At 60.1% G+C, this 21,554-nt stretch carries 23 protein-coding genes, 5 tRNA genes and 1 other RNA gene; 10 read left to right on the top strand and 19 right to left on the bottom strand.

All coding sequences use genetic code 11. The features are described 5' to 3' along the window. Nucleotides 1-29: 29 nt before the first annotated feature. From QZ571_RS14385 to QZ571_RS14375, 3 genes are all read right to left on the bottom strand, one after another. A complete protein-coding gene (locus QZ571_RS14385) occupies nucleotides 30-1,157 on the bottom strand; it encodes an NUDIX domain-containing protein (protein WP_295536279.1) in 1,128 nt (375 codons plus the stop codon). 63 nt (nucleotides 1,158-1,220) lie between these two features. After that, on the bottom strand, nucleotides 1,221-1,703 hold the full coding sequence (locus tag QZ571_RS14380) for a TrgA family protein (protein ID WP_295536276.1): 483 nt from the start codon (nucleotides 1,701-1,703) through the stop codon (nucleotides 1,221-1,223). 133 nt (nucleotides 1,704-1,836) lie between these two features. Next, nucleotides 1,837-3,255 (bottom strand): deoxyribodipyrimidine photo-lyase, encoded by a 1,419-nt coding sequence (locus QZ571_RS14375; RefSeq protein WP_295536273.1) that lies wholly within the window; start codon nucleotides 3,253-3,255, stop codon nucleotides 1,837-1,839. A gap of 195 nt (nucleotides 3,256-3,450) precedes the next feature. On the opposite strand from QZ571_RS14375, the gene QZ571_RS14370 reads away from it, so the two are divergent. The 5 genes from QZ571_RS14370 (at nucleotide 3,451) to fumC (ending at nucleotide 7,609) form a co-directional block, all read left to right on the top strand. Next, on the top strand, nucleotides 3,451-4,632 hold the full coding sequence (locus QZ571_RS14370; protein WP_295536270.1) for a hypothetical protein: 1,182 nt from the start codon (nucleotides 3,451-3,453) through the stop codon (nucleotides 4,630-4,632). Between the two features lie 16 nt (nucleotides 4,633-4,648). Next, nucleotides 4,649-5,004, top strand: a transfer-messenger RNA (tmRNA) gene (ssrA, locus tag QZ571_RS14365). Nucleotides 5,005-5,112: 108 nt separating this feature from the next. Continuing rightward, entirely contained in the window at nucleotides 5,113-5,538 is a 426-nt protein-coding gene (locus QZ571_RS14360; protein ID WP_295536267.1) for a nuclear transport factor 2 family protein, read from the top strand. A gap of 132 nt (nucleotides 5,539-5,670) precedes the next feature. Then, nucleotides 5,671-6,126 carry a ClpXP protease specificity-enhancing factor SspB gene (locus QZ571_RS14355; protein ID WP_295536264.1) on the top strand — a complete coding sequence of 152 codons (456 nt, stop codon included), beginning with the start codon at nucleotides 5,671-5,673 and terminating at the stop codon, nucleotides 6,124-6,126. A gap of 88 nt (nucleotides 6,127-6,214) precedes the next feature. Beyond that, entirely contained in the window at nucleotides 6,215-7,609 is a 1,395-nt protein-coding gene (gene fumC / locus QZ571_RS14350) for a class II fumarate hydratase (protein WP_295536262.1), read from the top strand. A gap of 104 nt (nucleotides 7,610-7,713) precedes the next feature. On the opposite strand, the gene QZ571_RS14345 is transcribed toward fumC, so the two are convergent. Next, on the bottom strand, nucleotides 7,714-8,220 hold the full coding sequence (locus QZ571_RS14345; protein ID WP_295536309.1) for an isoprenylcysteine carboxylmethyltransferase family protein: 507 nt from the start codon (nucleotides 8,218-8,220) through the stop codon (nucleotides 7,714-7,716). Beyond that, a complete protein-coding gene (locus QZ571_RS14340; protein WP_295536259.1) occupies nucleotides 8,220-9,284 on the bottom strand; it encodes a type III polyketide synthase in 1,065 nt (354 codons plus the stop codon). The genes QZ571_RS14345 and QZ571_RS14340 overlap by 1 nt, the downstream gene beginning before the upstream one ends. A 196-nt stretch (nucleotides 9,285-9,480) precedes the next feature. Between QZ571_RS14340 and QZ571_RS14335 the strand changes: the two genes are divergently transcribed. Both QZ571_RS14335 and QZ571_RS14330 read left to right on the top strand, forming a co-directional pair. Then, nucleotides 9,481-9,663, top strand: coding sequence for a DUF4169 family protein (locus tag QZ571_RS14335; protein WP_295536257.1), 183 nt, complete (start codon nucleotides 9,481-9,483; stop codon nucleotides 9,661-9,663). Further along, entirely contained in the window at nucleotides 9,660-9,884 is a 225-nt protein-coding gene (locus tag QZ571_RS14330; protein WP_295536254.1) for a ribbon-helix-helix domain-containing protein, read from the top strand. The genes QZ571_RS14335 and QZ571_RS14330 overlap by 4 nt, the downstream gene beginning before the upstream one ends. On the opposite strand, the gene QZ571_RS14325 is transcribed toward QZ571_RS14330, so the two are convergent. From QZ571_RS14325 to QZ571_RS14315, 3 genes are all read right to left on the bottom strand, one after another. Continuing rightward, the gene (locus QZ571_RS14325; RefSeq protein ID WP_295536251.1) at nucleotides 9,860-10,687 is read right to left on the bottom strand and encodes a 1-acyl-sn-glycerol-3-phosphate acyltransferase; all 828 of its coding nucleotides are present in this window, start codon (nucleotides 10,685-10,687) and stop codon (nucleotides 9,860-9,862) included. The genes QZ571_RS14330 and QZ571_RS14325 overlap by 25 nt on opposite strands. Further along, nucleotides 10,684-11,460, bottom strand: coding sequence for a GNAT family N-acyltransferase (locus QZ571_RS14320; protein WP_295536248.1), 777 nt, complete (start codon nucleotides 11,458-11,460; stop codon nucleotides 10,684-10,686). The genes QZ571_RS14325 and QZ571_RS14320 overlap by 4 nt, the downstream gene beginning before the upstream one ends. Before the next feature lie 140 nt (nucleotides 11,461-11,600). Next, nucleotides 11,601-11,780, bottom strand: coding sequence for a DUF3553 domain-containing protein (locus QZ571_RS14315; RefSeq protein ID WP_295536245.1), 180 nt, complete (start codon nucleotides 11,778-11,780; stop codon nucleotides 11,601-11,603). Between the two features lie 25 nt (nucleotides 11,781-11,805). Here QZ571_RS14315 and QZ571_RS14310 point away from each other — a divergent pair, with 25 nt between their 5' ends. Beyond that, a complete protein-coding gene (locus QZ571_RS14310; RefSeq protein ID WP_295536242.1) occupies nucleotides 11,806-12,429 on the top strand; it encodes a histidine phosphotransferase family protein in 624 nt (207 codons plus the stop codon). Between the two features lie 7 nt (nucleotides 12,430-12,436). Here QZ571_RS14310 and QZ571_RS14305 read toward each other — a convergent pair whose 3' ends face one another. The 11 genes from QZ571_RS14305 to QZ571_RS14255 form a co-directional block, all read right to left on the bottom strand. Continuing rightward, complete coding sequence (locus tag QZ571_RS14305; RefSeq protein WP_295536241.1) at nucleotides 12,437-13,702, bottom strand: glutamate-5-semialdehyde dehydrogenase; 1,266 nt, start codon at nucleotides 13,700-13,702, stop codon at nucleotides 12,437-12,439. Then, entirely contained in the window at nucleotides 13,699-13,959 is a 261-nt protein-coding gene (locus QZ571_RS14300; RefSeq protein WP_295536238.1) for an RND transporter, read from the bottom strand. Before QZ571_RS14300 ends, QZ571_RS14305 begins: the two co-directional genes overlap by 4 nt. A gap of 75 nt (nucleotides 13,960-14,034) precedes the next feature. Then, the gene (locus QZ571_RS14295) at nucleotides 14,035-14,265 is read right to left on the bottom strand and encodes an RND transporter (protein ID WP_295536234.1); all 231 of its coding nucleotides are present in this window, start codon (nucleotides 14,263-14,265) and stop codon (nucleotides 14,035-14,037) included. Between the two features lie 26 nt (nucleotides 14,266-14,291). Continuing rightward, nucleotides 14,292-14,368, bottom strand: a tRNA-Asp gene (locus tag QZ571_RS14290). Between the two features lie 26 nt (nucleotides 14,369-14,394). Beyond that, a tRNA-Asp gene (locus QZ571_RS14285) sits at nucleotides 14,395-14,471 on the bottom strand. Nucleotides 14,472-14,682: 211 nt separating this feature from the next. Beyond that, on the bottom strand, nucleotides 14,683-15,624 hold the full coding sequence (locus tag QZ571_RS14280; protein ID WP_295536233.1) for a pirin family protein: 942 nt from the start codon (nucleotides 15,622-15,624) through the stop codon (nucleotides 14,683-14,685). A gap of 110 nt (nucleotides 15,625-15,734) precedes the next feature. Then, nucleotides 15,735-15,810, bottom strand: a tRNA-Val gene (locus QZ571_RS14275). 118 nt (nucleotides 15,811-15,928) lie between these two features. After that, nucleotides 15,929-16,003: transfer RNA gene (locus tag QZ571_RS14270), tRNA-Val, on the bottom strand. A gap of 20 nt (nucleotides 16,004-16,023) precedes the next feature. Continuing rightward, nucleotides 16,024-16,455, bottom strand: a complete 432-nt coding sequence (locus QZ571_RS14265) for an HU family DNA-binding protein (protein ID WP_295536231.1) — start codon at nucleotides 16,453-16,455, stop codon at nucleotides 16,024-16,026. A gap of 84 nt (nucleotides 16,456-16,539) precedes the next feature. Continuing rightward, nucleotides 16,540-18,963: an endopeptidase La gene (gene lon, locus QZ571_RS14260; protein ID WP_295536228.1), complete on the bottom strand. Its 2,424-nt coding sequence runs from the start codon at nucleotides 18,961-18,963 to the stop codon at nucleotides 16,540-16,542. A gap of 202 nt (nucleotides 18,964-19,165) precedes the next feature. After that, nucleotides 19,166-20,500 carry an ATP-binding protein gene (locus QZ571_RS14255; RefSeq protein WP_295536225.1) on the bottom strand — a complete coding sequence of 445 codons (1,335 nt, stop codon included), beginning with the start codon at nucleotides 20,498-20,500 and terminating at the stop codon, nucleotides 19,166-19,168. Nucleotides 20,501-20,536: 36 nt separating this feature from the next. On the opposite strand from QZ571_RS14255, the gene QZ571_RS14250 reads away from it, so the two are divergent. Further along, nucleotides 20,537-21,409 carry an MBL fold metallo-hydrolase gene (locus tag QZ571_RS14250; protein ID WP_295536223.1) on the top strand — a complete coding sequence of 291 codons (873 nt, stop codon included), beginning with the start codon at nucleotides 20,537-20,539 and terminating at the stop codon, nucleotides 21,407-21,409. 69 nt (nucleotides 21,410-21,478) lie between these two features. Beyond that, a tRNA-Asn gene (locus tag QZ571_RS14245) sits at nucleotides 21,479-21,553 on the top strand. The last annotated feature ends 1 nt before the right edge of the window (nucleotide 21,554 follow it).

Here is a 21,554-nt window from a genome sequence, read left to right as displayed (position 1 = left end):
ACCAGACTTAGGCTGCCGCGCGCGCCACCTCAAGCCTTGGCGCGTAAACCATCGCGCATCCGCTCAAGCCAAAGCGCCAGCACAACCAGCGGCGCATTGCCCGCCTCGCCGCTTTGCACCATCTCCATCAACTGATCGAACGACACCAGATGGGGGCGGATATCTTCGCCCTCATCCTCGACACCGCCGGGACGCCCGGCATCATCAGGCAGATCAGTGAGGCCAATAAAGCAATGAATAAATTCCGTTTTTGCCCCCGGCGTCGGGTAAAAGCGTGGCGCTTCGATCAGCGAGTCCAGCGTGATCCCGGCCTCTTCCATCGCCTCGCGATGGGCCGTTTGCTTGGGGCTTTCGCCGGGGTCGATCCGCCCGGCAATGGCTTCGATCATCCAAGGGTTGGGCTCACCGCGCGCAAAGGGCCCGGTGCGAAATTGCTCGATCAGCAAGACCCGGTCGCGGCGCGCATCATAGGGCAAAACAACCGCCGCATCGCCGGAAACAAAAGCGGCACGGTTCAACGTATCCGAGAACCCACCAGCAAAAAGACGATGGCGCAACTTGTAATCTTCAACAAGAAAAAAACCTTGATATCCAATGCTTTGAGAGTCGACATCAATGTCATTATCTTGCGCAGAACGGCGCAAGTCCTGAGGCATCGGTTGGGCCTGCGCCGCAAGTTTGGACCAAGCCCGCACAAGGATCGAGTGATAGCGCGCATTGGCCGCCTCTGGCCCAATCTGTTCGGCTTCACGGATGAATTGCGCGGCGGCCTCGGTCTTGAGCGCACCCCAATGTGGGCGCCACTCCGCCAAGGACCACTCCTCCCCCAACTGCCAATGGCCCGCGCCCGGCAGCCAAACGCGCGCCCGCAGTGACGCGCCCTCTTGCACGACATCGAGATCTTGCGCGTGGTAGCCCGCCTCATACCAAGCGATCCGCTCTGCCTCACGCGGGCTTAACATGCAGACAAAACCTTGTGCAGTGGCACCTGACTGGGCCTCAAGAACGGGAAAACCCAAAGGCACGTCGTCACGGCAAGCTTCGCGCACGCGATAGCCGCACAACGACGCAGGCTGCATGTCTGGCACACGCCCGATGACCGCATGCAAAAGCGGCGGATGACACAGCGTTCCATAGAAAAAATGGTGTATGCTCAAGGGACTGCCCAAAAAAGAGGTTTCGCAAGGCAACCTGCGCCCTCGGGCTGTGATGTCAAGTCCTCAGCGGCCGTACTTGCGAAAGGCCCATTCCGAAGCAAGCCCCGCGAAAGCCGCACCCACCACCAAAACCATCAGTACATTAAGCCCGGACGTGGCTTGCGCGATCGCAGCGCCCTGACCAATAATATCGACCATCGCCTCGACCACGTCATCATATCGCATCCGCATCGCCAGCTTCAGCATCTGTGCCGCGCCAAGGAAGGCGTAGCTCCACAACATCATGTAAAGTGCACCGCGCAGCCCATCGCCAAGCGCGACCATCCAAGGCCGTCCCGGATGCAGACCGACAACACGCCAACCCATCAAAAGCCCGAAAGAGGCTGCGACAAGGGGCAAAACCCCCGCCCCTTCAACGCCCGGAGGCAAGTAGGGAATAATCTCATTTGTGGTAAAAAAACCTGTCCCAGCAAGCGAAAGCGCGGCAAAAAGCTTTGCCATCGTCGGGATCTGCATCTGTGAATTTCGAACGATCAAGCGTTGCATAATCAACTCCTTACCCGACACAAACTGATCCAGGTTCTCCAAGAACTTCAATATCTAGCAAAGAATTGCGGCAAAATTGCGAAAGCTTAAGTAACGGAATACGGCGCTTGGCGGTATTCATCGCAAAGCGCCTTTAGTCGGTGTCGCGATGTTTGTGATAGGCGGTCAGCGCGCGCTCGCGCCCGGCCTTGAGATCAATCATCGGCGCAGGATAGGGTTGCTCGGGCGCGAGCCCCCAACTGCGCGGGATAGCAGCAAAGAAATCGCGCGCGGATTGTGGTGGGCTGGATTGCCCCTCAAAGATGAACTTTGCGCGATAGGAATTTGATTTATCAAACTTTCCTAGCTGCGTCTCTGGATTGAATACACGAAAATACGGTGCGGCATCGGGGCCGGATCCGGCCACCCATTGCCAGCCCATCGCATTGCTGGCCGGGTCCCAGTCGATCAGACACTCTTCGAACCAGCGCCGCCCGACGCGCCAATCCGTCATCAGGTGTTTGCTCAGATACGACGCTACGATCATGCGCGCACGATTGTGCATTGTTCCCGTAACATACATCTCGCGCATCGCGGCATCGACAAACGGCTCGCCGGTCATGCCCCGCCGCCAAGATTCGGCATCCGCGTTATCGGATCGCCACGGAAACCCGTTCCACTCCTTGCGCCAGTTCGCCTCGGCAAGATCGGGGAAATGATAGAGCAGATGCCACGCAAATTCGCGCCAAACCAACTCCTTGAGGAAATGCTCGGCCCCAGCCGCGCCTTCTTGCAGATGACGCCAGCCCGCATGCCAGATCGCGCGCGGGGAAATTTCACCATAGGTGAGGTTTTCCGACAGGCCCGAGGTCGCGCCAGAGGCGGGAAAATCGCGTTGCTCTTTGTAATGCCCGACGTGATCGCGCAGGAAGGAAGCAAGCCGCCCCTGCGCGCGTGCCTCGCCGATATGGGCGTATTTGGCGACGACCTGCGCACCGCGATTCATCGCAGTTCCCAGACGCCAATCAGACAGGTTTTCGCTATTGGGCCAATGGCTTGGAGCGCGAAGCTCAGACACGACTCTAAGCGGATCGCCAATATCGCGCCCCTTCACCGCGCGCCAATAGGGTGAATACACCTTATAGGGGTCGCCCTTGCCAGTTTGCACGCTCCACGGTTCAAACAGCAGATGTCCCGGGTGGCTAATCGCGTCAATCCCGTCGCTTTTCAGCCCCGCTTTCACGCCCGCATCACGCGTGATCGAGGCCGGATCATAGGCGCGCGACCAATGGACCGCGCGCGCGCCACTCTCGCGCACCAGATCGCGCAGCACCCCAAGCGGGTCGCCCTTGCGCAAGATCAAGCGCGACCCTTTCTCCGCGAGCGCTTTGGCAAAATGGCCCACGGCCTCACCAAGCCGCCATTTTGGCGCCGCCCCCAGCGTGTCGATTTGATCATCGTAAATGAAGACCGGAATCACCTCCGCCCCGTTCGCGCAAGCCGCAACCATCGCGGGATGATCGTAAAAGCGGAAATCCCGCCGCAACCAAAGCAGTGTCACATCCGCGCTCATCAATCCCTCACATTTATAGGCGCTCATTTGATACGCAGAGCAGCGCAAAAGGTTCATTTTGCGCCACTTTTGGCCGCGACACGCGCGGCACAGCTTGCGCTCGACCGTTATATCGGGAACCAAACGCGCGGTGCATCCTTTCGTTTATCTGCGGCGTGCCTGTCGCCCCATCGTCGCCGCAAGGCCAGAGGTCCTATGAGTCTCAATATTTCGATCCTGCTACTCGCTTTGGTTATTCTGGGCGGAATGTTCGTGCCCGCTTTGCGCGCGCGGCCACGTTGGCGGGCGATGGTGACACCGTTGGCCTCGATCATCGGGTCGGGGTTCTTGGTTCTGGGTCCGATCCTTGAGGTGCGCTTTGGGGCATGGGCCCCCTTGGCGATGGCTGTGCTGTGCCTTGTGGGCTGGCTGTTTGGCGCGGCGGTGCGCAACAATATCGCCGCCGAGGAGCGCCCTGATACGGCCTTGATCTCGCGCATCGAGCAGATCGCCCAGTTTGCGCTGTCCTTCGCCTATGTGATTTCGGTCGCCTATTATCTCAACCTGTTTGGCGCTTTTGCCGTGTCGCTGACGCCGTGGCACAGCCATTTCACGGCAAATGTCGTAACGACAGTCGCATTGGGCGTGGTCGCGGTGGCGGGCTTTGGCGGCGGATTTCACGCGCTTGAGCGGATGGAATACGCCACGGTTGCGCTGAAGCTGGCGATCATCGGAGGGCTGTTGCTGGGTTTGGCTGTGTATTTTGGCAAGACGGCAGCGCAGGGCGATCTGATTTTTGATCCCGGTCAGTTGGGGCCGTGGGATTCGCTGCGTTTGATCTTTGGCCTGATCGTCACGGTGCAAGGATTTGAAACAGCGCGCTATTTAGGCAAAAGCTATGATGCCCCGACGCGCATTGACGCGATGCGTTGGGCACAGATGCTCTCGACCGCGATCTACATGGTTTATATCGTTTTACTTGCCTATCTGTTCGTCCCTGACGCCAATACTCTGACCGAAACCTCGATCATCGAGATGATGCGCGTGGTCGCCCCGATCTTGCCTGCAATGTTGGTGGCGGCGGCCTTGGCGGCACAGTTTTCCGCCGCTGTCGCCGATACCGGGGGCGCGGGCGGGTTGCTGGCCGAATTCACGCGCGGTCGGCTGGACCCAAAACACGCCTATCCCGTGCTGATCGGTGCCGGGATCGCGCTGACTTGGAGCGCGGATATCTTTGCCATCATCTCTTACGCTTCTCGCGCCTTTGCGGGCTATTACACCTTACAGGCGGTGCTGGCAGCGCTGCAAAGCAAGGGATTGAAAAGCAAAGCCTTCTGGGCGCTTGCACTGCTTGGCCTGGCAATGACGGTGTTGGGAATTCCAGCCGAGGGCAGCTAAGTTTGTCACGCGCGCGCCCCTTGATCACGCGCCCTGCCCGGCCTATATGTGACGTGTTCCCTTTCGGGGGGGCTATGGACATAAACGCGCTCGTAATAAGCGGATCGGACCCGGGGGCGGTACCCGGCGGCTCCACCAAACCACCCTCATTGGGGGAGAATGGGGCCGAAATAGGATCGACGAACGTCTAAAGGGGTTATGCTTTGTCTCGGTGAGCTACCACCGTTATCGGTGCGATTTGTACAGTTGCCAATGACAACCGTGCTCCGGTCGCTCTTGCTGCGTAAGCAGTTCGAGAGATCGAAACCTAACTCCTTGCGCCTAGCAGCGTAAGGCGGGGCCCGCAGGAGCCTTGCAACAGAATCCTGCACCTTCCCCCCCCTTTTTTCCCATCCAGCGCCCGGCCCAGATAGCGTTAACCCTCTTGAAAAGGTTTTCTGCACATCTTGACGGAGAACATGACCTTTTGGGGAACGGCCAATGACACGCTTGGATGACATACATCTGTGGTTGAACGCAGTTTGGGGCGAAGGACGCCTTGATCTGATCAAGCCGTTATTCGTCGAGCGGGCGGAAGCGATGGGAATCATGGATGGGCTCAATCTTGGCCCCGATGAGTTTCTTGAATTTGTGCCCGCCTTTCGCACCCATCTGCGCGATATGAAAATCTCGATCCTGCGCAGCTTTGAGGCCGGGGATTGGGTCTGGACCCTGCTCAAGGTCGAAGGGGTTGCGACGGCTTTGGGCACGCCCGTTGCCGCCACCGGCCAGCTTGCGATGCGCTTTGAAGGTGACAAGGTGGCCGAGGCCTATAACAGCTTTGACGCCATTTCGATTTTCGAACAGCTCGGCATGTTGCCGCCCGAAACCGTTGCCTTATGCTTGTCCGGCGAAAAATTTGGCTAAAGTGAGCAGCTGAGACGCGCGTGCGCAGCCCTGCCTGCACATTGCGTTTCTCTCACCTCGATGTCACCGCACACCCCCTTCCCTCTGGCAACGAATCCCCTATGCTGGGGACAGTTCAAGAAGGGACCGGGCATGACGCGTTCGATCGATTACGGTAATCTGATGCATGATGCGATGCGCGGGCTGATCCAGACCGTGCTTGAGGATATTGCAGCGAACGGTTTGCCAGGCGAGCATCATTTCTTCATCACCTTCGACACTCGCCACCCGGATGCCGAGCTGGCCGACTGGCTGCGCGAACGCTATCCCGAAGAGATGACGGTGGTGATCCAGCATTGGTATGACGGGCTTAAGGTTACCGATGACGGCTTCTCGATCACGCTCAATTTCGGCAATGCGCCCGAACCGCTTTATGTGCCTTTCGATGCGATCTCGACCTTTGTGGACCCGTCGGTCGAATTCGGCCTGCGCTTTGAAACGCAAGCCCATGACGAGGACGATCTGGACGACGAGGAGGATGACGCAGACGCAGCACCCGCCCCGCGCGGCGATGCCGAAGTCGTCCGCCTCGATCAATTCCGCAAATAGGCCGGTATACACCCGCATACCAATTGCAAATTTTCCGCACCCGGCCTAGAACCCGCAAGTGATTTTTGCGCAGTTCATGGAGGCCCAGATGACCGCGACCCGCACCGAAACCGACAGCTTCGGCCCGCTTGAAGTCCCCGCTGACAAATATTGGGGCGCACAAACGCAGCGCTCGATCATCAACTTCCCGATCGGATGGGAGCGCCAGCCGGTCCCGATCATCCGCGCGCTGGGCGTGATCAAAAAGGCCTGCGCACAGGCCAATAAGGCACAAGGCGCGATGGATGCGAAAATCGCAGATGCGATCATCGCCGCCGCCTCTGAGGTGATTGAGGGCAAGTTTGACGACAACTTCCCGCTGGTCGTGTGGCAAACCGGTTCGGGCACGCAGTCGAACATGAACGCCAACGAGGTGATCTCGAACCGCGCAATCGAAATGCTGGGCGGCGAGATGGGCAGCAAAAAGCCCGTCCACCCCAATGATCACTGTAATATGGGGCAATCAAGCAACGACACCTTCCCCACCGCCATGCATGTCGCCATCGCGATGCAGGCGCGTGATGTGTTGCTGCCGGGGCTGCGCAAACTGCACGCCGCCCTCGAGGCGAAATCCGAGGCCTTCAAAGACATCATCAAGATCGGGCGCACCCACACCCAAGACGCCACGCCGCTCACGCTGGGGCAGGAGTTTTCCGGCTATGCCCATCAGGTCAAAAAGGGCATCGAGCGGGTCGAATCCTGCCTAGGCGACATCTATGAACTCGCCCAAGGCGGCACGGCCGTGGGCACCGGGCTGAACACCACCAAAGGTTGGGCGAAAACGGTCGCGGCGAATATGGCCGAGATCACCGATCTGCCCTTCGTCACCGCTCCCAACAAGTTCGAGGCTTTGGCCGCGCATGATGCGATGGTGATGTTCTCGGGCGCGCTGAAAACCGTCGCGGCCTCGCTGTTCAAAATCGCCAATGACATCCGCTATCTCGGCTCGGGCCCGCGTTGCGGTCTGGGCGAGCTGATCTTGCCTGAAAACGAGCCGGGCAGCTCGATCATGCCGGGCAAGGTCAACCCGACCCAAGCCGAGGCGCTGACGATGGTGTGCGCCCATGTGATGGGCAATGACGCGGCAGTCGGCTTTGCCGGCTCGCAAGGCGCGTTCGAACTCAACGTCTATAATCCGATGATGAGCTATAACGTGTTGCAATCCATGCAGCTTTTGGGCGACTCGGCGAGTGCGTTCACCGACAACATGGTCGAGGGCATTCAGGCCAACGAACCCCGTATCGAAAAACTGCTGCATGAATCGCTGATGCTGGTCACCGCGCTCGCCCCGACCATTGGCTATGACAACGCCACCAAGGTCGCAAAAACCGCGCATAAGAACGGCACCACGCTCAAGCATGAAGCGATCGCTTTGGGCTTTGTCGATGAAGCGACCTTTGACGCCGTCGTGCGCCCCGAACAGATGATCGGCCCGAAAGACTGATCGCGAAACACGCAAGGGCGGTCCGACACGACCGATCTTGCGCAACTCTGCCCCCTTCGCATTTGCCCAAATATCCGGGGGAGACTGACACAGCCCCGGGTTTGTCAGTTGGGGGCAGCGCCCCCCAATGGGCGCAGGGCTGCGTTTTCGGCGCGAATACGAATGCTCAGCACGAGCGCGTTGAGCACGCTGAAAATCAGCGCCACCTGCCAAAGCCCCAAAACCATCGGCGCGACAAAAATCTCGGCAATCACCAGCAGATAGTTGGGATGGCGCACCCAGCGATAGGGGCCCGCCACAACCAGCGGAGTCTGTGTGACGATGATGCGCGTCGTCCAGCGCGCCCCAAGCGTTGCCAAAATCCAGACGCGCAAAACCTGAAGCAGCGCGAACAGTCCCAGCCAAACCGGGTGAAGCGCTGCCCCATACCCAAAGACGATCAGCGATGCGATCCACGCCGTATGCAGCGCCACGATCAGCGGGTAGTGACCGGGCGCAACCTCTTGCGCGCCCGCAGCCATCAAACGCGCCGTGTTGCGCCGTGCAATCACCAGTTCTGACAGGCGCTGCACCACCAGAAACGCCAAAAAAAGACCTGCACCAAACGACATCATGCTGCTTCTGCCTCGACATGGATGGGCTGAAAGGCGGCGGAAAATCCTGGCCCCAGCGCCGTCGCCATCATCTGCCCGCACGCCCCCTCCTCCAGCACCTGCTTGAGAACAAACAGCACCGTGGGTGCGGACATATTGCCAGCAACCCGCAGCACCTCGCGCTCGGCCTGCAAGCTGTCGGGGTCGAGCGCCAACGCGCTCTCGATCGCGCTGACAACCTTTGCCCCGCCGGGATGGCAGACAAATCGCGCAATTTGCGCCTGCGTCAGGCCCGAGCGCCCCAGCGCATCCGTCACCGCTGCTGCAAGGTTTTTATGCACGAAATCAGGGATCGAGCGGTCAAAAACAACGCCAAGCCCGGTGTCATCAACATCCCAACCCATGATGCCCAGCGTATCAGGCCAAGTCATCTGCGTGCCCGGCGCCAGCGTGACACAGCGCCCCGCAGCCGGGCGCTGCCCCGAAAGGCAGACCGCCGCCGCCCCGTCGCCGAATAGAACCGTGGCGATGATGTCGGCCTTTTGCAGCCGGTCCGAACGGAAGGACAGGGTACAGGCCTCAACCACCACAAGCAGGATCTTCTGCTCGGGCTGAGCGGCGCAAAGTGATTGCGCCAAGGACAAACCGCCCACGCCGCCAGCACATCCGAGCCCAAAGACCGGAACACGCCGCACGTCATCGCGAAACCCCATCCGAGCCTTCGCGCGCGCCTCAAGAGTAGGCGTGGCGATGCCGGTGGAGGAGACGGTGACGATGCAATCGACCTCGTGTGCTTGCCAACCCGCCTGCGTAAGGGCTGCGCGCGCGGCCTCTTCAAACAGTTGCGTTGCGCCCTCAAGAAAGATGCTGTTGCGCTCATGCCAGCCGTGCTCGGCTTCGAACCACTCAATGGGCACAACGGAATGGCGCTTTTCGACGCCGGAATTGACGAAGCTCGACAACAAGCGTTCGAATTGCGGATATTTTGGCCCGAGGATGCGCTGGGCGCGGCGCTGAACAAGATCTTGGGGCAATTCATGCGGAGGAAGAGCGGTCGCGACACTGTGCAAGAAGACGGTCAATTTGCTGGCTCCATTTAGGGTGCAGGGATGCGCAGAATGGCGCAAGACTTTGATTTCCCATTGCCTAAGGAACACTTAGGACGTGCTCGGGTTCCCGCCCGTGTCGGATTAAATGGGGCGCGAGACCGCCCGAGCATGTGCCAAGCAGCAAGATCGCTCCTTTTCCAGACCGCCAAGCTGTGGCAAGCTCTTGCACATGAGCAATATCACCAATCTCAACCAGTTCAGAAAACAGCAATTGCGCGCAAAGAAACGCGCGCAAGGCACTGAGAACGCGGTAAAACATGGCCGAAGCAAGGGGCAAAAAACGCTCGAAGAGCGCGAAATGGGCAAGGCTGCGCGGGATTTGGACGGGCATGCGCGCGAGGGCGATGAATGAGCCGCCCCAGAAAGCGCTCTCTTACCTTGGGCGGGCATCGCACCTCGGTGACCCTAGAGGATGAATTCTGGCAGGCATTTCGCGAAATTGCAGAGGCAAAATCGAAAAGTATCAATGAATTAGCGGCTAAAATTGATGTGGATCGCGGGGTCGATACAGGCCTTGCCACGGCGATCCGATTGTTCGTCCTTGCCCATTACCGCTCGGTTTCATCCGCATAGGGCAAGCCTGCACGCACCGCTTCCTCTGAGCGCAGGGCCAGAGCTTTGCGCGAGGTAAACTGCGCCGCATCAAGCGGGTCGTGAAACACAATTTCAACCGAACCTTGGCGGCGCTGCGCTAGCACTTTCAGCAGATGCGGCCCAAAACCCATCTCTCCCCACCAGCCATAAAAACGCACGTCTTCGCCCGGTGGCGGATGATAGATCAAGGTGACGGGTTGGATTTGCAGAATTCGCTCCAGTCCATGACTGAAGAACGCCGCAAAAAGCGTTGGTTTAAAAGACAAAACCCGGCGCGTGTCGGTCGAGGTTCCTTCGGGAAAAAACAGCAAATGGTGCCCGGCGCGCAGGCGATCCTCAAAGAGCTGTTGATGAAGCTTTGCCTCGCGCGGGTCACGCCGGATGAAGACGGTCCCCGTCGCGCGCGCCAACCAACCGATCATAGGCCAGCGCGCGACCTCGGCCTTGGAGACGAAATACAGGGTTTGGCAGGCGTTGAGCGCGAAAATATCAAGCCACGAGCCATGATTGGCCACCACCGCGCCGATATGCGCCATCGGGCGCCCGCGCACGCGATAGCCGAGGCCCAGAACCGGAAAGGTCAAACGGCACACCACCTGCGTGATATAGGGCGTCCAAGGGCGATTCAGCCCGTGCAAGGGGCGCTCAATCAAGCGCAGCACGAGCATAAGCACCAGCCCGCCATAAAGCAGCGCCACCAAAACCGCCCCGCGCAGCAGCGCGCGCAGCCAGCCTGCCACCGTAAGGCGCTTTGGCGATGGTTCCTGCGCCATCCAGGTCATGCGCGGCTCTCGAAACGTCGGGTATAAAACGCGCGATGTTTGTCGCTCATCGCCTTGGTATCCATCAATAAAAGCACATCGGTCGTGTTGAACGGCGCGTCGATATAGGCCCCCTCTCCGACAAAACCGCCAAGACGCAGATAGGCCTTAATCAGATTGGGCATTGCCGCCATCGCGGCGCGGCGATCCAAAGCGTCCAAAGGCACCAAATCCATCGGCTGAAACGCCTCTGGCAGCGCGCGCGGGCGCAGGGCCTCGGGGGCGAGATGGTGGTGATGCAGCCATGACAAAGGCTGGGCAAGTGCGCCCGCATCCGTCCCGTGAAACGAGGCCACGCCGAACAGAATCTCCACCTCATGGGCCAAGACGTAATCGGCCAAAGCGTTCCACAGCAGCAGCATCGCCGCCCCGCCGCGATACGCGGGATGCACGCAAGAACGTCCCAACTCCAATAGCTTACGCCCTGATTGCCTCAGCGGCCCCAGATCATACTCGCCATCGCAGTAAAACCGTCCCGCCGCGCGGGCCTGATCTGAGCGCAGCAAGCGATACGCCCCTACGACATGCGTGCCCTCAGGGCGATTGCGATCAATCAACAGCAGATGATCATAAAGCGCATCCAGCGCGTCCTGTTCGATGCGCGCGCCATGATCGACCGTTGCACCGCCCCCGCCCAGCTCTTCAACGAAGACACTGTAGCGCAGCCTCTGCGAGGCAAGCAGATCGGCCTCGCTTTGCGCGAGCCGAATTTCGAATGACGCCGTGTCGTTCACGCGCAGATTCGTCCTTTGATCATGTGCTTCGGTTTAAAAACCTTGGCCGCCCTTGGCAATATCGCCTTGTGCAAAGCGCGGGCTCGACACAACCTATGATTGCATTCATGCTGAACAGACGCTTTGTTGTTAACCTTTTGTCAACTCTGATCGCGCACAACAAGTTCAAGGGACACGTTGCGCCCATCAATTACCTTCTTGCCCGCATGTTCGAAATTGACCGTCACCATCTGCGCGATTCGCGATTGCACCTGACCGATCCCCCAATCGGGCATTTTCGGATTTCGCACCAGCATCCCGGGTTCAAGAATTTCATACATGTCGCCCTCTCTTTCGGAGATATAGATGCCTTTTGAGACCGCCGAAACAAGCCTGAATGAGATGGATTTATCCGCACTTCTGGGCTCGCGCCTCTGCCATGATTTGATCAGCCCTTTGGGCGCAATTGGCAATGGGGTGGAATTGTTGGCGATGTCGGGCCAGCAGCGCGGCCCCGAACTTGATCTGATTGCGCAAAGTGTCACCGCGGCGAATGCCCGGATCAAGTTTTTCCGCGTCGCCTTTGGACAAGCCAGCAGCGAACAGCGCCTAGGGCGGTCTGAGATTGCCAAATTGCTGGGCGATCTGTCGGGTTTGGGGAGGATCAGCCATCACTGGCAAATCGCGGGCGATCAAGCCCGTGTCGACGTAAAACTGGCGTTTCTCGCGGTGCTATGTCTGGAAACCTTGCTCCCCTTTGGCGGAGAGATCGTCGCCCAAGATACCCCGGAGGGCTGGGAGATCACCGCGCATTCCCCCAAAAGTCGTGCAGATCTTGCGCTTTGGGCCGCGCTGGATGAGGCGGGCGATGCCGCGGGGTCGATCACCCCGGCTCAGGTGCAATTCGCCCTCTTGCCGCGTGAAATGGCCCGCCTCGGAAGGCGGGCCAAATGGGAAATTTACGAAGATGGAGGCCTGATCCGCCTATAAGCAAAGCTTAGGGGCGCACTGCCCCCTTGCCCGTGACCTGATATTTGAATGAGGTCAGCTGCTCGGCCCCGACGGGTCCGCGCGCGTGCAGCTTGCCCGTGGCAATGCCAATCTCGGCCCCCATCCCGAACTCGCCGCCATCGGCAAATTGGGTCGAGGCATTGCGCATCAGAATGGCGCTATCGAGACGCTGGAAAAACCGCGCAGCCGTGGCGTCATCTTCGGTCAGGATCGATTCGGTGTGCTGGCTGCCATAGCGGCGAATATGCGCAATCGCACCCTCAACCCCATCGACCAGTTTCACCGCGCAGATCATATCGAGGAATTCGTGCCCGAAATCATCAGGTGTGGCGGCAACCGTGCCCTTGATCTCGGCCAGCGCGCCCTCTGCGCGCACCTCGACCCCGGCGGCGATCAGATCGTCGATCAGCACGCTACCATGGGCGTCGTAAAACGCCCGGTCGATCAGCAAGCACTCCATCGCGCCGCAAATCCCGGTGCGCCTTGTCTTGGCGTTCAGCACAATCGCGCGCGCCATTTCCAGATCGGCCGCGCCATCGGCATAAACATGGCAAATGCCTTCGAGATGGGCGAACACGGGCACGCGGGCCTCGGCCTGCACCAACCCGACGAGCCCTTTGCCACCGCGCGGCACGATCACGTCGATGAATTCGGTGGCGCGCAGCATCTGCGTCACGGCGGCACGGTCGCGCGTCGGTACCAGCTGAATAGCGGCCTCGGGCAGACCGGCAGCGCGCAGCCCATCCAGCAGACAGGCATGGATTACACGGCTCGAATGATAGCTTTCCGAGCCGCCACGCAAAATCACCGCATTGCCCGATTTCAGGCACAGCGCGCCCGCATCCGCCGTTACGTTGGGGCGCGATTCATAGATCACCCCGATCACGCCAAGGGGCGTGCGCACGCGCTCGATATGCAGCCCCGAAGGCATGTCCCATTGCGCCATCACATCGCCCACTGGATCGCGCTGCTCGGCCACCGCGTGCAATCCCTGCATGATCGCGCGAATGCGTGCCTCATCAAGCATCAGCCGGTCCATCATCGCCGGGCTGAGCCCCTTATTGGTGCCGTAGGCCATATCTTCGCCATTGGCGGTCAGTATCTCGGCGCGGCGCGCCCAGATCGCATCGCCAGCCGCGATCAAAGCGGTGCGCTTGCTTTCGGCACTGGCATAGGCCAGTTCGGCGGCGGCAGCGCGCGCCGCCTGCCCCATCGTATCGATCAGCGCTTTGGCATCCAGATCGTCTTTCATTTTGTATCCTCCGCAGCCCGCCCGGCCTTACCCGTTTTCACCCATTGCACCAGTTTGACGGCCAAAATGATCCACGGCAGCCCGTGCAGGCACAGATCGAACCAATCCACCGGGCGCACCAGCGTGCCTGAGGCCAGCATCATGAGCTTTTCCCAGATATGCGGCTCTGGCGTGAACGGGGCGAGGCCCAGAAACCCAGCCAAAATCACCGCCTGCAACAGCGTGATATGGTCGAAAATGCGTTTGATCAGTGTCATTGGGTGCCTCCGCGCGTTCCGCCCTGCGATATAAAGACTGGCGCGCGAAAGCTCAACGTATCTTTGGGTGCAGGCTTAGGCTGGAAAGGCCAGAAACAGCAGCTTGCCGATCAGCAGAATAAAGGGCGCAGCATGCAGAGCGAGATCAAAAATGTCGATCGGCTTGCGCAACGTACCCGCGCGCGCCATCTTGAGCTTTTCCCAGATATGGGGTTCGGGCACGAACGGCGCGAGACCCAAAGTCAGTGAGGCAATTACCGCCAGCCCCAACGGAACCTCATCGAAAAATGCGCGGATCTGATCCATGGAAGCCAACTTTTTCGAGGGAAAAGTGGCGCGGTTGACGGGGCTCGAACCCGCGACCCCCGGCGTGACAGGCCGGTACTCTAACCAACTGAGCTACAACCGCGCATAGCGCTCGGGCGATCCGGATGATGGCGCGGTTGACGGGGCTCGAACCCGCGACCCCCGGCGTGACAGGCCGGTACTCTAACCAACTGAGCTACAACCGCTCACACCATCTGCCCGGATCGCCGCCCGAGCGTTGGGGCGTATTACGCGCCCCCCCGCCCCCCGTCAAGCGGGCGGTTGCGAAAAAGTTGCGACTATTTTCCAAAGGGGTGACTCTTGATTGGGCGGGGGCCTCCGGCGGGAGTATTTCGCGCTAGATGAAAGGCACAGCCACGCCTCACTTAAGGGGGGCGCGGCGGGATAGGGCTGCACTTAGTGATCGGGGGCGGGTATGAAGTCGGCATTGTCTTCGGGCGGCAGGCGAAAGCGGCCATGCGCCCAATCGCCCGCGCGCCATGCCTCTTTGGCGGCGTCGATCTTGTCCCGCGAGGAGGCTACGAAATTCCACCAGATATAGCGGGGGCCCGCCATTGTCGCGCCCCCGAGCACGATCAGTCGCGCGCCCTGATCGCCCGCGCGCAACGATATCTGATCGCCGGGGCGAAACACCAACATCTGCCCCGCCGCGTAGGTCTCGCCCGCAACATGCACCGCGCCTTGCAGCACGTAAACGCCGCGATCTTCGTGATTATCCGGCAAAGGTAGCTGCGCGCCGGCTTCGAGTTGCGCGTCGGCATAAAACATCTCGGAAGGCAGCGCCATCGGCGCGCGTGCGCCCCAGGCATCGCCCAACACGAGGCGCACGGTCTTGCCCTCACCCTCAAGCGCGGGCAGCGCCGCTGCGGCGACATGCTCAAAACCTGCTGCGCCGTCTTCTTGCGCCTCGGGCAGCGCCACCCAGGTCTGAATGCCCGATAGCAGCTGCCCACTATCGCGAACCGCGCCGTCGGTGCGTTCGGAATGGGTGATGCCATAGCCCGCGTTCATCCAGTTCACGGCCCCCGGCGTGATCCATTGATCCGTGCCAAGGCTATCGCGGTGATGCAGGCGTCCTTGCAGCAAGTAGGTGACGGTCGCCAAGCCGATATGGGGGTGGGGGCGAATGTCGATTCCCCGCTGACCCGAGAGAAACTCAACCGGGCCGATCTGGTCAAAAAAGATAAACGGGCCAATCATTTGCCGCGCGGCAGAGGGCAGCGCCCGACGCACTTCAAAGCCCCCCAGATCGCGCGCACGCGGCGCAATGACGGTTTCAATCGCATCCACGGCATCGCCGATGGGAATTTCGGGATCAAGGGCGGGGTTCCAGCTCATGTCAGTCTCCTCTGGTTGAGACAAACTTAAGCGCAGTTGAAAATCTTGATAGACCCAAACGCGCGCAGACCCTCTGCGCAGGCTCACAATTGAGCAATTGGAACGGGGGATGGTGGGCGGTGAGGGACTCGAACCCCCGACATCTTCGGTGTAAACGAAGCGCTCTACCAACTGAGCTAACCGCCCCCTGCCCGCTCTTTAATCGGGTCGCGCGCAGCAATCAAGGGCGGTTTTCGCTGTCCCGCGTTCAGGCCCTAAAACGACCAAGGCGCGCCCGGGTCAGGGGCGCGCCTTAGGGGGAGAATGGTGGGCGATGAGGGATTTGAACCCCCGACATCATCGATGTGAACGATGCGCTCTACCACTGAGCTAATCGCCCCCGTGGCGCGCTTTCTAGCCTCAGTCCTCATCCTCTGCAAGAGGGGACGGGGCTGTTTTTTCATCTCCACCCGTATCGGCCAGCATGCCCGAGGGGCGGCGCAGTTTCACCACCAGAATTTCATCGCCATTCTTTTCGAACTGGCGGTTGATCTTGAGCTTGCCCAGCGGCGGCACGTTGAGTTCTTCGCCCTGTGACAGAGCCTCGCCCAGCACTTTGAGCACCGCTTCCGACATCTGGCGCGCCTGCCCCTTGTTGACGCCCGCTGCAATCATCACCCGATCGACAAAGGTCTTCTTGCTTAGAACGACCTTGGTGTCTGCGGCCTCGACGGGCGCAGACACCACCGACAACGTCGCCGCCGAAGCAGGGGCGGCTTTGGGGGCGCGCGGCTTGCTGGGGGATTTGCGCGCAGGGCTTGCGGGCCGTTTCGGTTTTGCGGCTTTGGCCATGATGGGTCCTTTTTCCCTGATATCGGGAGAGCTTAGCGGGGGATAGCAAAGCGCCCGCCGCAAGGGATGCGACGGGCGGTCAGTTCAATGCGCCGTGGTGGCGGAAGCAGCGCTGTCTGTGCCGCCTTTTGCAGCGGCGGCGGCGGCGGCGGCTTCTTCGGCCTCTTCATCCCATTCGACGGGCTCTGGCATGCGCACCAACGCGCGCTCCAGTACTTGGGTCACATGGGTGACGGGCACAATCTCAAGCCCCTCTTTCACGTTGTCGGGGATCTCGGCGAGGTCTTTTTCATTCTCTTCGGGAATAAAGACCGTCTTGATCCCGCCGCGCAGGGCCGCCAGTAGCTTTTCTTTGAGACCGCCGATGGGCATCGCATTGCCGCGCAGGCTGACCTCACCGGTCATCGCGATGTCTGAGCGCACCGGAATGCCCGTCAGAACCGAGACAATCGAGGTCACCATTGCCAAGCCAGCCGAGGGACCATCCTTGGGCGTGGCGCCATCGGGGACGTGTACGTGGATATCCCATTTTTCGAATTTCGGCGGCTTGATGCCCATTTTCGGGGCGATCGAGCGCACATAGCTGGACGCCGCGTCGATTGATTCCTTCATCACATCGCCCAGCTTGCCGGTGGTCTTCATCCGACCCTTGCCGGGCAGGCGCAGCGCCTCGATCTGGAGCAGATCGCCCCCCACCGAGGTCCAGGCAAGCCCCGTCACAACACCAACCTGATCTTCCTTTTCGGCCAGACCGTAGCGATGGCGCTTCACGCCCAGATATTGCGCGACCTTGTCGGAATCGATCTCGATCGATTTGATCGCACCTTTCGACTTGATCAATTCGGTCACCGCCTTGCGCGCGAGTTTTGCAATCTCGCGCTCAAGGCTACGCACCCCGGCCTCGCGGGTGTAATAGCGGATCACATCGGACAGCGCGCCATCGGTGATGGAAACCTCACCCTTTTTCAGCCCATGCGCCTTGATCTGCTTGGGAATCAGGTGCTGGCGCGCGATCTCGGCTTTTTCGTCCTCGGTGTAGCCAGCCAGCGGGATGATCTCCATCCGGTCCAGCAGCGGGCCGGGCATGTTGTAGCTGTTCGCCGTGGTCAGGAACATCACGTTGCTCAGATCATATTCGACCTCAAGATAGTGATCGACAAAGGTCGAATTCTGTTCCGGATCAAGAACTTCGAGCATAGCAGATGCCGGGTCGCCACGGAAATCCTGCCCCATCTTGTCGATCTCGTCGAGCAGGATGAGCGGGTTCGTCGTCTTGGCCTTTTTCAGCGCCTGAATGATCTTGCCGGGCATCGAGCCGATATAGGTCCGGCGGTGGCCACGAATCTCGGATTCATCGCGCACGCCACCGAGGCTGATGCGGATGAACTCACGCCCTGTCGCACGCGCAACAGAACGCCCAAGCGAGGTTTTCCCCACGCCCGGAGGGCCGACGAGGCACAGGATCGGCCCCTTCAGCTTGGTCGAACGTGCCTGCACGGCGAGATATTCGACGATGCGTTCCTTGACCTTTTCCAGACCGTAGTGATCGGCATCGAGCACTTTTTCCGCCGCGATCAAGTCTTTCTTCACACGGCTTTTGGTACCCCACGGAATCGCGAGCATCCAGTCCAGATAGTTGCGCACCACCGTGGCCTCAGCCGACATTGGCGACATGGATTTGAGCTTTTTCAGCTCGGCCTCGGCCTTGTCTTTGGCCTCTTTGGAGAACTTGGTCTTGGCGATACGCTCTTCAAGTTCGGCGATCTCGTTTTGGCCTTCCTCACCGTCGCCCAGCTCCTTCTGAATGGCCTTCATTTGCTCATTCAGGTAATATTCGCGCTGGGTTTTCTCCATCTGGGTTTTTACGCGCGATTTGATCTTTTTCTCGACCTGAAGGACGGAAACCTCGCCCTGCATCAGCCCGTAAACTTTTTCCAGCCGCTCCGCGACATCAAGCGTTTCCAGCAAATCTTGCTTTTGCGCGACCTCCAGACCGAGATGGCCCGACACGAGATCGGCCAGCTTATCTGCATCACCCGCATCGCCGACGGCGACCAGCGCCTCTTCGGGGATATTCTTCTTGATCTTGGCGTAGCGTGCGAATTCATCGCCCACTGTGTTGAGCAAAGCGCGCACAGACGGCTGATCGCCGGGCAGCTCAAACAGCGGCTCGGCCTCGGCCTCAAAATAGGACTCGTTGACGATGAAATCGGTGATCTTCACGCGGCTCTTGCCCTCAACAAGAACCTTGACGGTCCCATCGGGAAGTTTTAGCAATTGCAACACGTTAGCAAGCACACCGATGCGATAGATTCCATCAGTATCGGGGTCATCTTCGGATGGGTCGATCTGGCTGGCCAGCAGGATTTGGCGATCCTCGGCCATCACTTCTTCAAGCGCGCGTACCGATTTTTCGCGCCCCACGAAAAGCGGCACGATCATATGCGGAAACACCACGATGTCCCGCAGCGGCAGAACCGGATGGGTGACGGGGGTTATTTCGGTCATAAGTTTTCCTCTGTGGCAAAAGGGCCCAGCCCCGTTCATCGGCGGCCGCGTCCCTTCCCTGTTCAACCCAATATCTAGGTGGGTCGGTGGATCGGTTCAACTAGTCCATGTCACTCAATCGACACAATGCGCGCGTGTGCGATTTTGGGCAAGAGGGTCGCACCGCTTTGGTTACACTGGCCCCACGAACCTTTACGATTGATTAGCGCGGCAAGATCATTTCAATGCGCAGCCCCCCCATGTCCGCGCTTTCACCCAATTTCAGGGTGCCGCCATGGCTGCGCAGGATATCGATGGCAATCGACAGACCCAAGCCCACCCCCTGCCCGCGATCTTGATTGCGCGCCGGGTCCAGCCGGGTGAAGGGGCGCAGCGCTTCGTCGCGCCGTTCGGGCGCAATACCGGGCCCGTCATCCTCGACCACGATCCGCCAGCCTTTCTGCGAAATCACAACCGACACCACGCAATGCTCGCCGTAGCGCACAGCGTTGCCGATCAGATTCTCCAGCGCACGGCGCAGCGCATCGGGGCGGAAGGTCGCCTCACCCTGCCCCTCGCAGGGCCGCATTGTCACATTCTGGCCCGCGCGCGCGCCATCCTCGACCACGGCGCGCACAAAGGGGCAAATCTCGCACAATTCGGGGTCGCCCTGCGTGGCTCCCTCGCGCGCGAAATCTAGAAAGGCATCAACCAGCCGGTTCATCTCATCGACGTCGCGCTCCATCGCGGTGATTTCGGGGCCTTCTGGCAGCATCGACAGCCCCAAACGCAAGCGCGTCAGAGGCGTGCGCAGGTCATGGCTGACGCCGGACAACATCAGCGTGCGCTGCTCGATCTGGCGCTCGATCCGGTTGCGCATATCCAAGAAGGCCGACCCGGCCGAGCGCACCTCATTGGCCCCGCTCACCCGGTAGGAGACATTGCGCCCCTTGCCAAAGGCCTCGGCCGCAGCCGCCAAACGCCGGATCGGGCGCAGTTGATTGCGCAAGAACAGATAGGCCACCAGTGTCATCAGAATCGAGACGAACAACATCAGCACCAACAGTTGATGCGGATTAGACGCCGAGACGCGATCGCGCGGAAAACTCAGCGCAAGAGCGCCGCGCGCGGTCTCGAGAACCACTGTCACCTGATCATCGGCATCATTAAGATCAATATAGCGCACATTCTTAAGTGCCGTGCGCAGGGTCGAGATCACGACGATCCCGGTCAGATCGCTGAAACTGCGCTGATCGCCGCGCGCATTGGCAAGGCTCTCAGGGGCCGGATAGCGCACCGTAAAGCCCAGAATCGAATCGAGATCTGCCAGCCGCGCCCGAGCCGTCGCGAAATCAGGGGCCGTGCGCGCCGCGCGATCCAGCAGATCGATCTCATGCACCATGGATTGCGTCATCTGCCGCGTGACACGTTCGAAATGGCGTTGAATAAACACCACCGAGACCACCAGTTGGATCGTCACCACCGGCAAAACCAAAATCAACGCGGCCCGCCCATACAGCCCGCGCGGCATCATCTGTTTGAGCCAGCTAAAATTCATGCCACAACCCTAGCCAAAGCGCGATCGGAGCGAAAGATGGAACAGTTGCAGTCAGGGCTACGGTGTCTCGTGGCGCCCAACCCCTCACCGATGACCTATCAAGGCACTTGCACCTATGTGATTGGCACGGGCGATGTCGCGGTAGTTGACCCCGGTCCGATCCATCAAGGCCATTTGCGCGCGATCCTAGACGGGCTCGCTCCCGGAGAGCGGATCACGCATATCCTCGTCACGCATGCCCATCTTGACCATTCCCCCGGGGCGCGTGCGCTGTCGGAGGCTACGGGCGCGCCGATCTATGCCTTTGGCCCGCCCGAGGCCGGGCGCTCTGACGTGATGCGTAATCTGGCGGCGCGCGGTGTGGCGGGCGGTGGCGAGGGCGTCGATCACGGCTTTGCCCCCGATCAGCGGCTGGGCAATGGCGAGACGCTCGCGCATGGCGATTGGGCAGTCACGGCGCTGCATACGCCGGGACATTTTTGCAATCATCTGTGTTTCGCAATCGGCGATGCGGTGCTGAGCGGCGATCTGATCATGGGCTGGTCCTCGACGCTGATTTCCCCCCCCGATGGCGATCTGAGCGATTACTATCGCTCGCTGGCCCAGATCGAGGCCCTGCGCCCGCGCATTCTGTATCCCGGCCATGGCGCGCCCGTGCGCGACCCCCTGCCCCTGATCGCCGAGCACCGCGCCCATCGCGAAACCCGCAGCGCGCAAATCCTGCAGGCGCTAAACTCGGTTTCGGCCACCCCCGCCCATCTGACCGCCCAGATTTATCGCGACCTCCCCAGCGCGCTGCACGGCGCCGCCCAACGTAACGTCTTCGCACATCTCATTGAACTTGAACAACAAAAAAAGGTTCACGCAACCACACCCCTGCATCCGAATGCAGAATTTTCGCGATGCTGAAAATTAGACCCCTTTTTGCAAAAAACCCTCTGGACAACCCGTTTTGAGGTTCATATACAGCCCACGTGTTCCGGCGTAGCTCAGCGGTAGAGCAGTTGACTGTTAATCAATTGGTCGTAGGTTCGATCCCTACCGCCGGAGCCAT

It is taken from the genome of uncultured Thioclava sp., from assembly GCF_913064665.1.
Lineage (GTDB): Bacteria > Pseudomonadota > Alphaproteobacteria > Rhodobacterales > Rhodobacteraceae > Thioclava > Thioclava arctica.
This window is presented reverse-complemented; position numbering and strand designations above follow the sequence as displayed.

Bases quoted from the DNA above. Each gene is read 5' to 3' on its own strand.
- QZ571_RS14380 (WP_295536276.1), bottom strand. From the start codon at position 1,703: ATGCAACGCTTGATCGTTCGAAATTCACAGATGCAGATCCCGACGATG.
- QZ571_RS14375 (WP_295536273.1), bottom strand. From the start codon at position 3,255: ATGAGCGCGGATGTGACACTGCTTTGGTTGCGGCGGGATTTCCGCTTT.
- QZ571_RS14370 (WP_295536270.1), top strand. From the start codon at position 3,451: ATGAGTCTCAATATTTCGATCCTGCTACTCGCTTTGGTTATTCTGGGC.
- QZ571_RS14360 (WP_295536267.1), top strand. From the start codon at position 5,113: ATGACACGCTTGGATGACATACATCTGTGGTTGAACGCAGTTTGGGGC.
- QZ571_RS14355 (WP_295536264.1), top strand. From the start codon at position 5,671: ATGACGCGTTCGATCGATTACGGTAATCTGATGCATGATGCGATGCGC.
- fumC (WP_295536262.1), top strand. From the start codon at position 6,215: ATGACCGCGACCCGCACCGAAACCGACAGCTTCGGCCCGCTTGAAGTC.
- QZ571_RS14345 (WP_295536309.1), bottom strand. From the start codon at position 8,220: ATGTCGTTTGGTGCAGGTCTTTTTTTGGCGTTTCTGGTGGTGCAGCGC.
- QZ571_RS14335 (WP_295536257.1), top strand. From the start codon at position 9,481: ATGAGCAATATCACCAATCTCAACCAGTTCAGAAAACAGCAATTGCGC.
- QZ571_RS14330 (WP_295536254.1), top strand. From the start codon at position 9,660: ATGAGCCGCCCCAGAAAGCGCTCTCTTACCTTGGGCGGGCATCGCACC.
- QZ571_RS14325 (WP_295536251.1), bottom strand. From the start codon at position 10,687: ATGACCTGGATGGCGCAGGAACCATCGCCAAAGCGCCTTACGGTGGCA.
- QZ571_RS14315 (WP_295536245.1), bottom strand. From the start codon at position 11,780: ATGTATGAAATTCTTGAACCCGGGATGCTGGTGCGAAATCCGAAAATG.
- QZ571_RS14310 (WP_295536242.1), top strand. From the start codon at position 11,806: ATGCCTTTTGAGACCGCCGAAACAAGCCTGAATGAGATGGATTTATCC.
- QZ571_RS14305 (WP_295536241.1), bottom strand. From the start codon at position 13,702: ATGAAAGACGATCTGGATGCCAAAGCGCTGATCGATACGATGGGGCAG.
- QZ571_RS14300 (WP_295536238.1), bottom strand. From the start codon at position 13,959: ATGACACTGATCAAACGCATTTTCGACCATATCACGCTGTTGCAGGCG.
- QZ571_RS14295 (WP_295536234.1), bottom strand. From the start codon at position 14,265: ATGGATCAGATCCGCGCATTTTTCGATGAGGTTCCGTTGGGGCTGGCG.
- QZ571_RS14280 (WP_295536233.1), bottom strand. From the start codon at position 15,624: ATGAGCTGGAACCCCGCCCTTGATCCCGAAATTCCCATCGGCGATGCC.
- QZ571_RS14265 (WP_295536231.1), bottom strand. From the start codon at position 16,455: ATGGCCAAAGCCGCAAAACCGAAACGGCCCGCAAGCCCTGCGCGCAAA.
- lon (WP_295536228.1), bottom strand. From the start codon at position 18,963: ATGACCGAAATAACCCCCGTCACCCATCCGGTTCTGCCGCTGCGGGAC.
- QZ571_RS14255 (WP_295536225.1), bottom strand. From the start codon at position 20,500: ATGAATTTTAGCTGGCTCAAACAGATGATGCCGCGCGGGCTGTATGGG.
- QZ571_RS14250 (WP_295536223.1), top strand. From the start codon at position 20,537: ATGGAACAGTTGCAGTCAGGGCTACGGTGTCTCGTGGCGCCCAACCCC.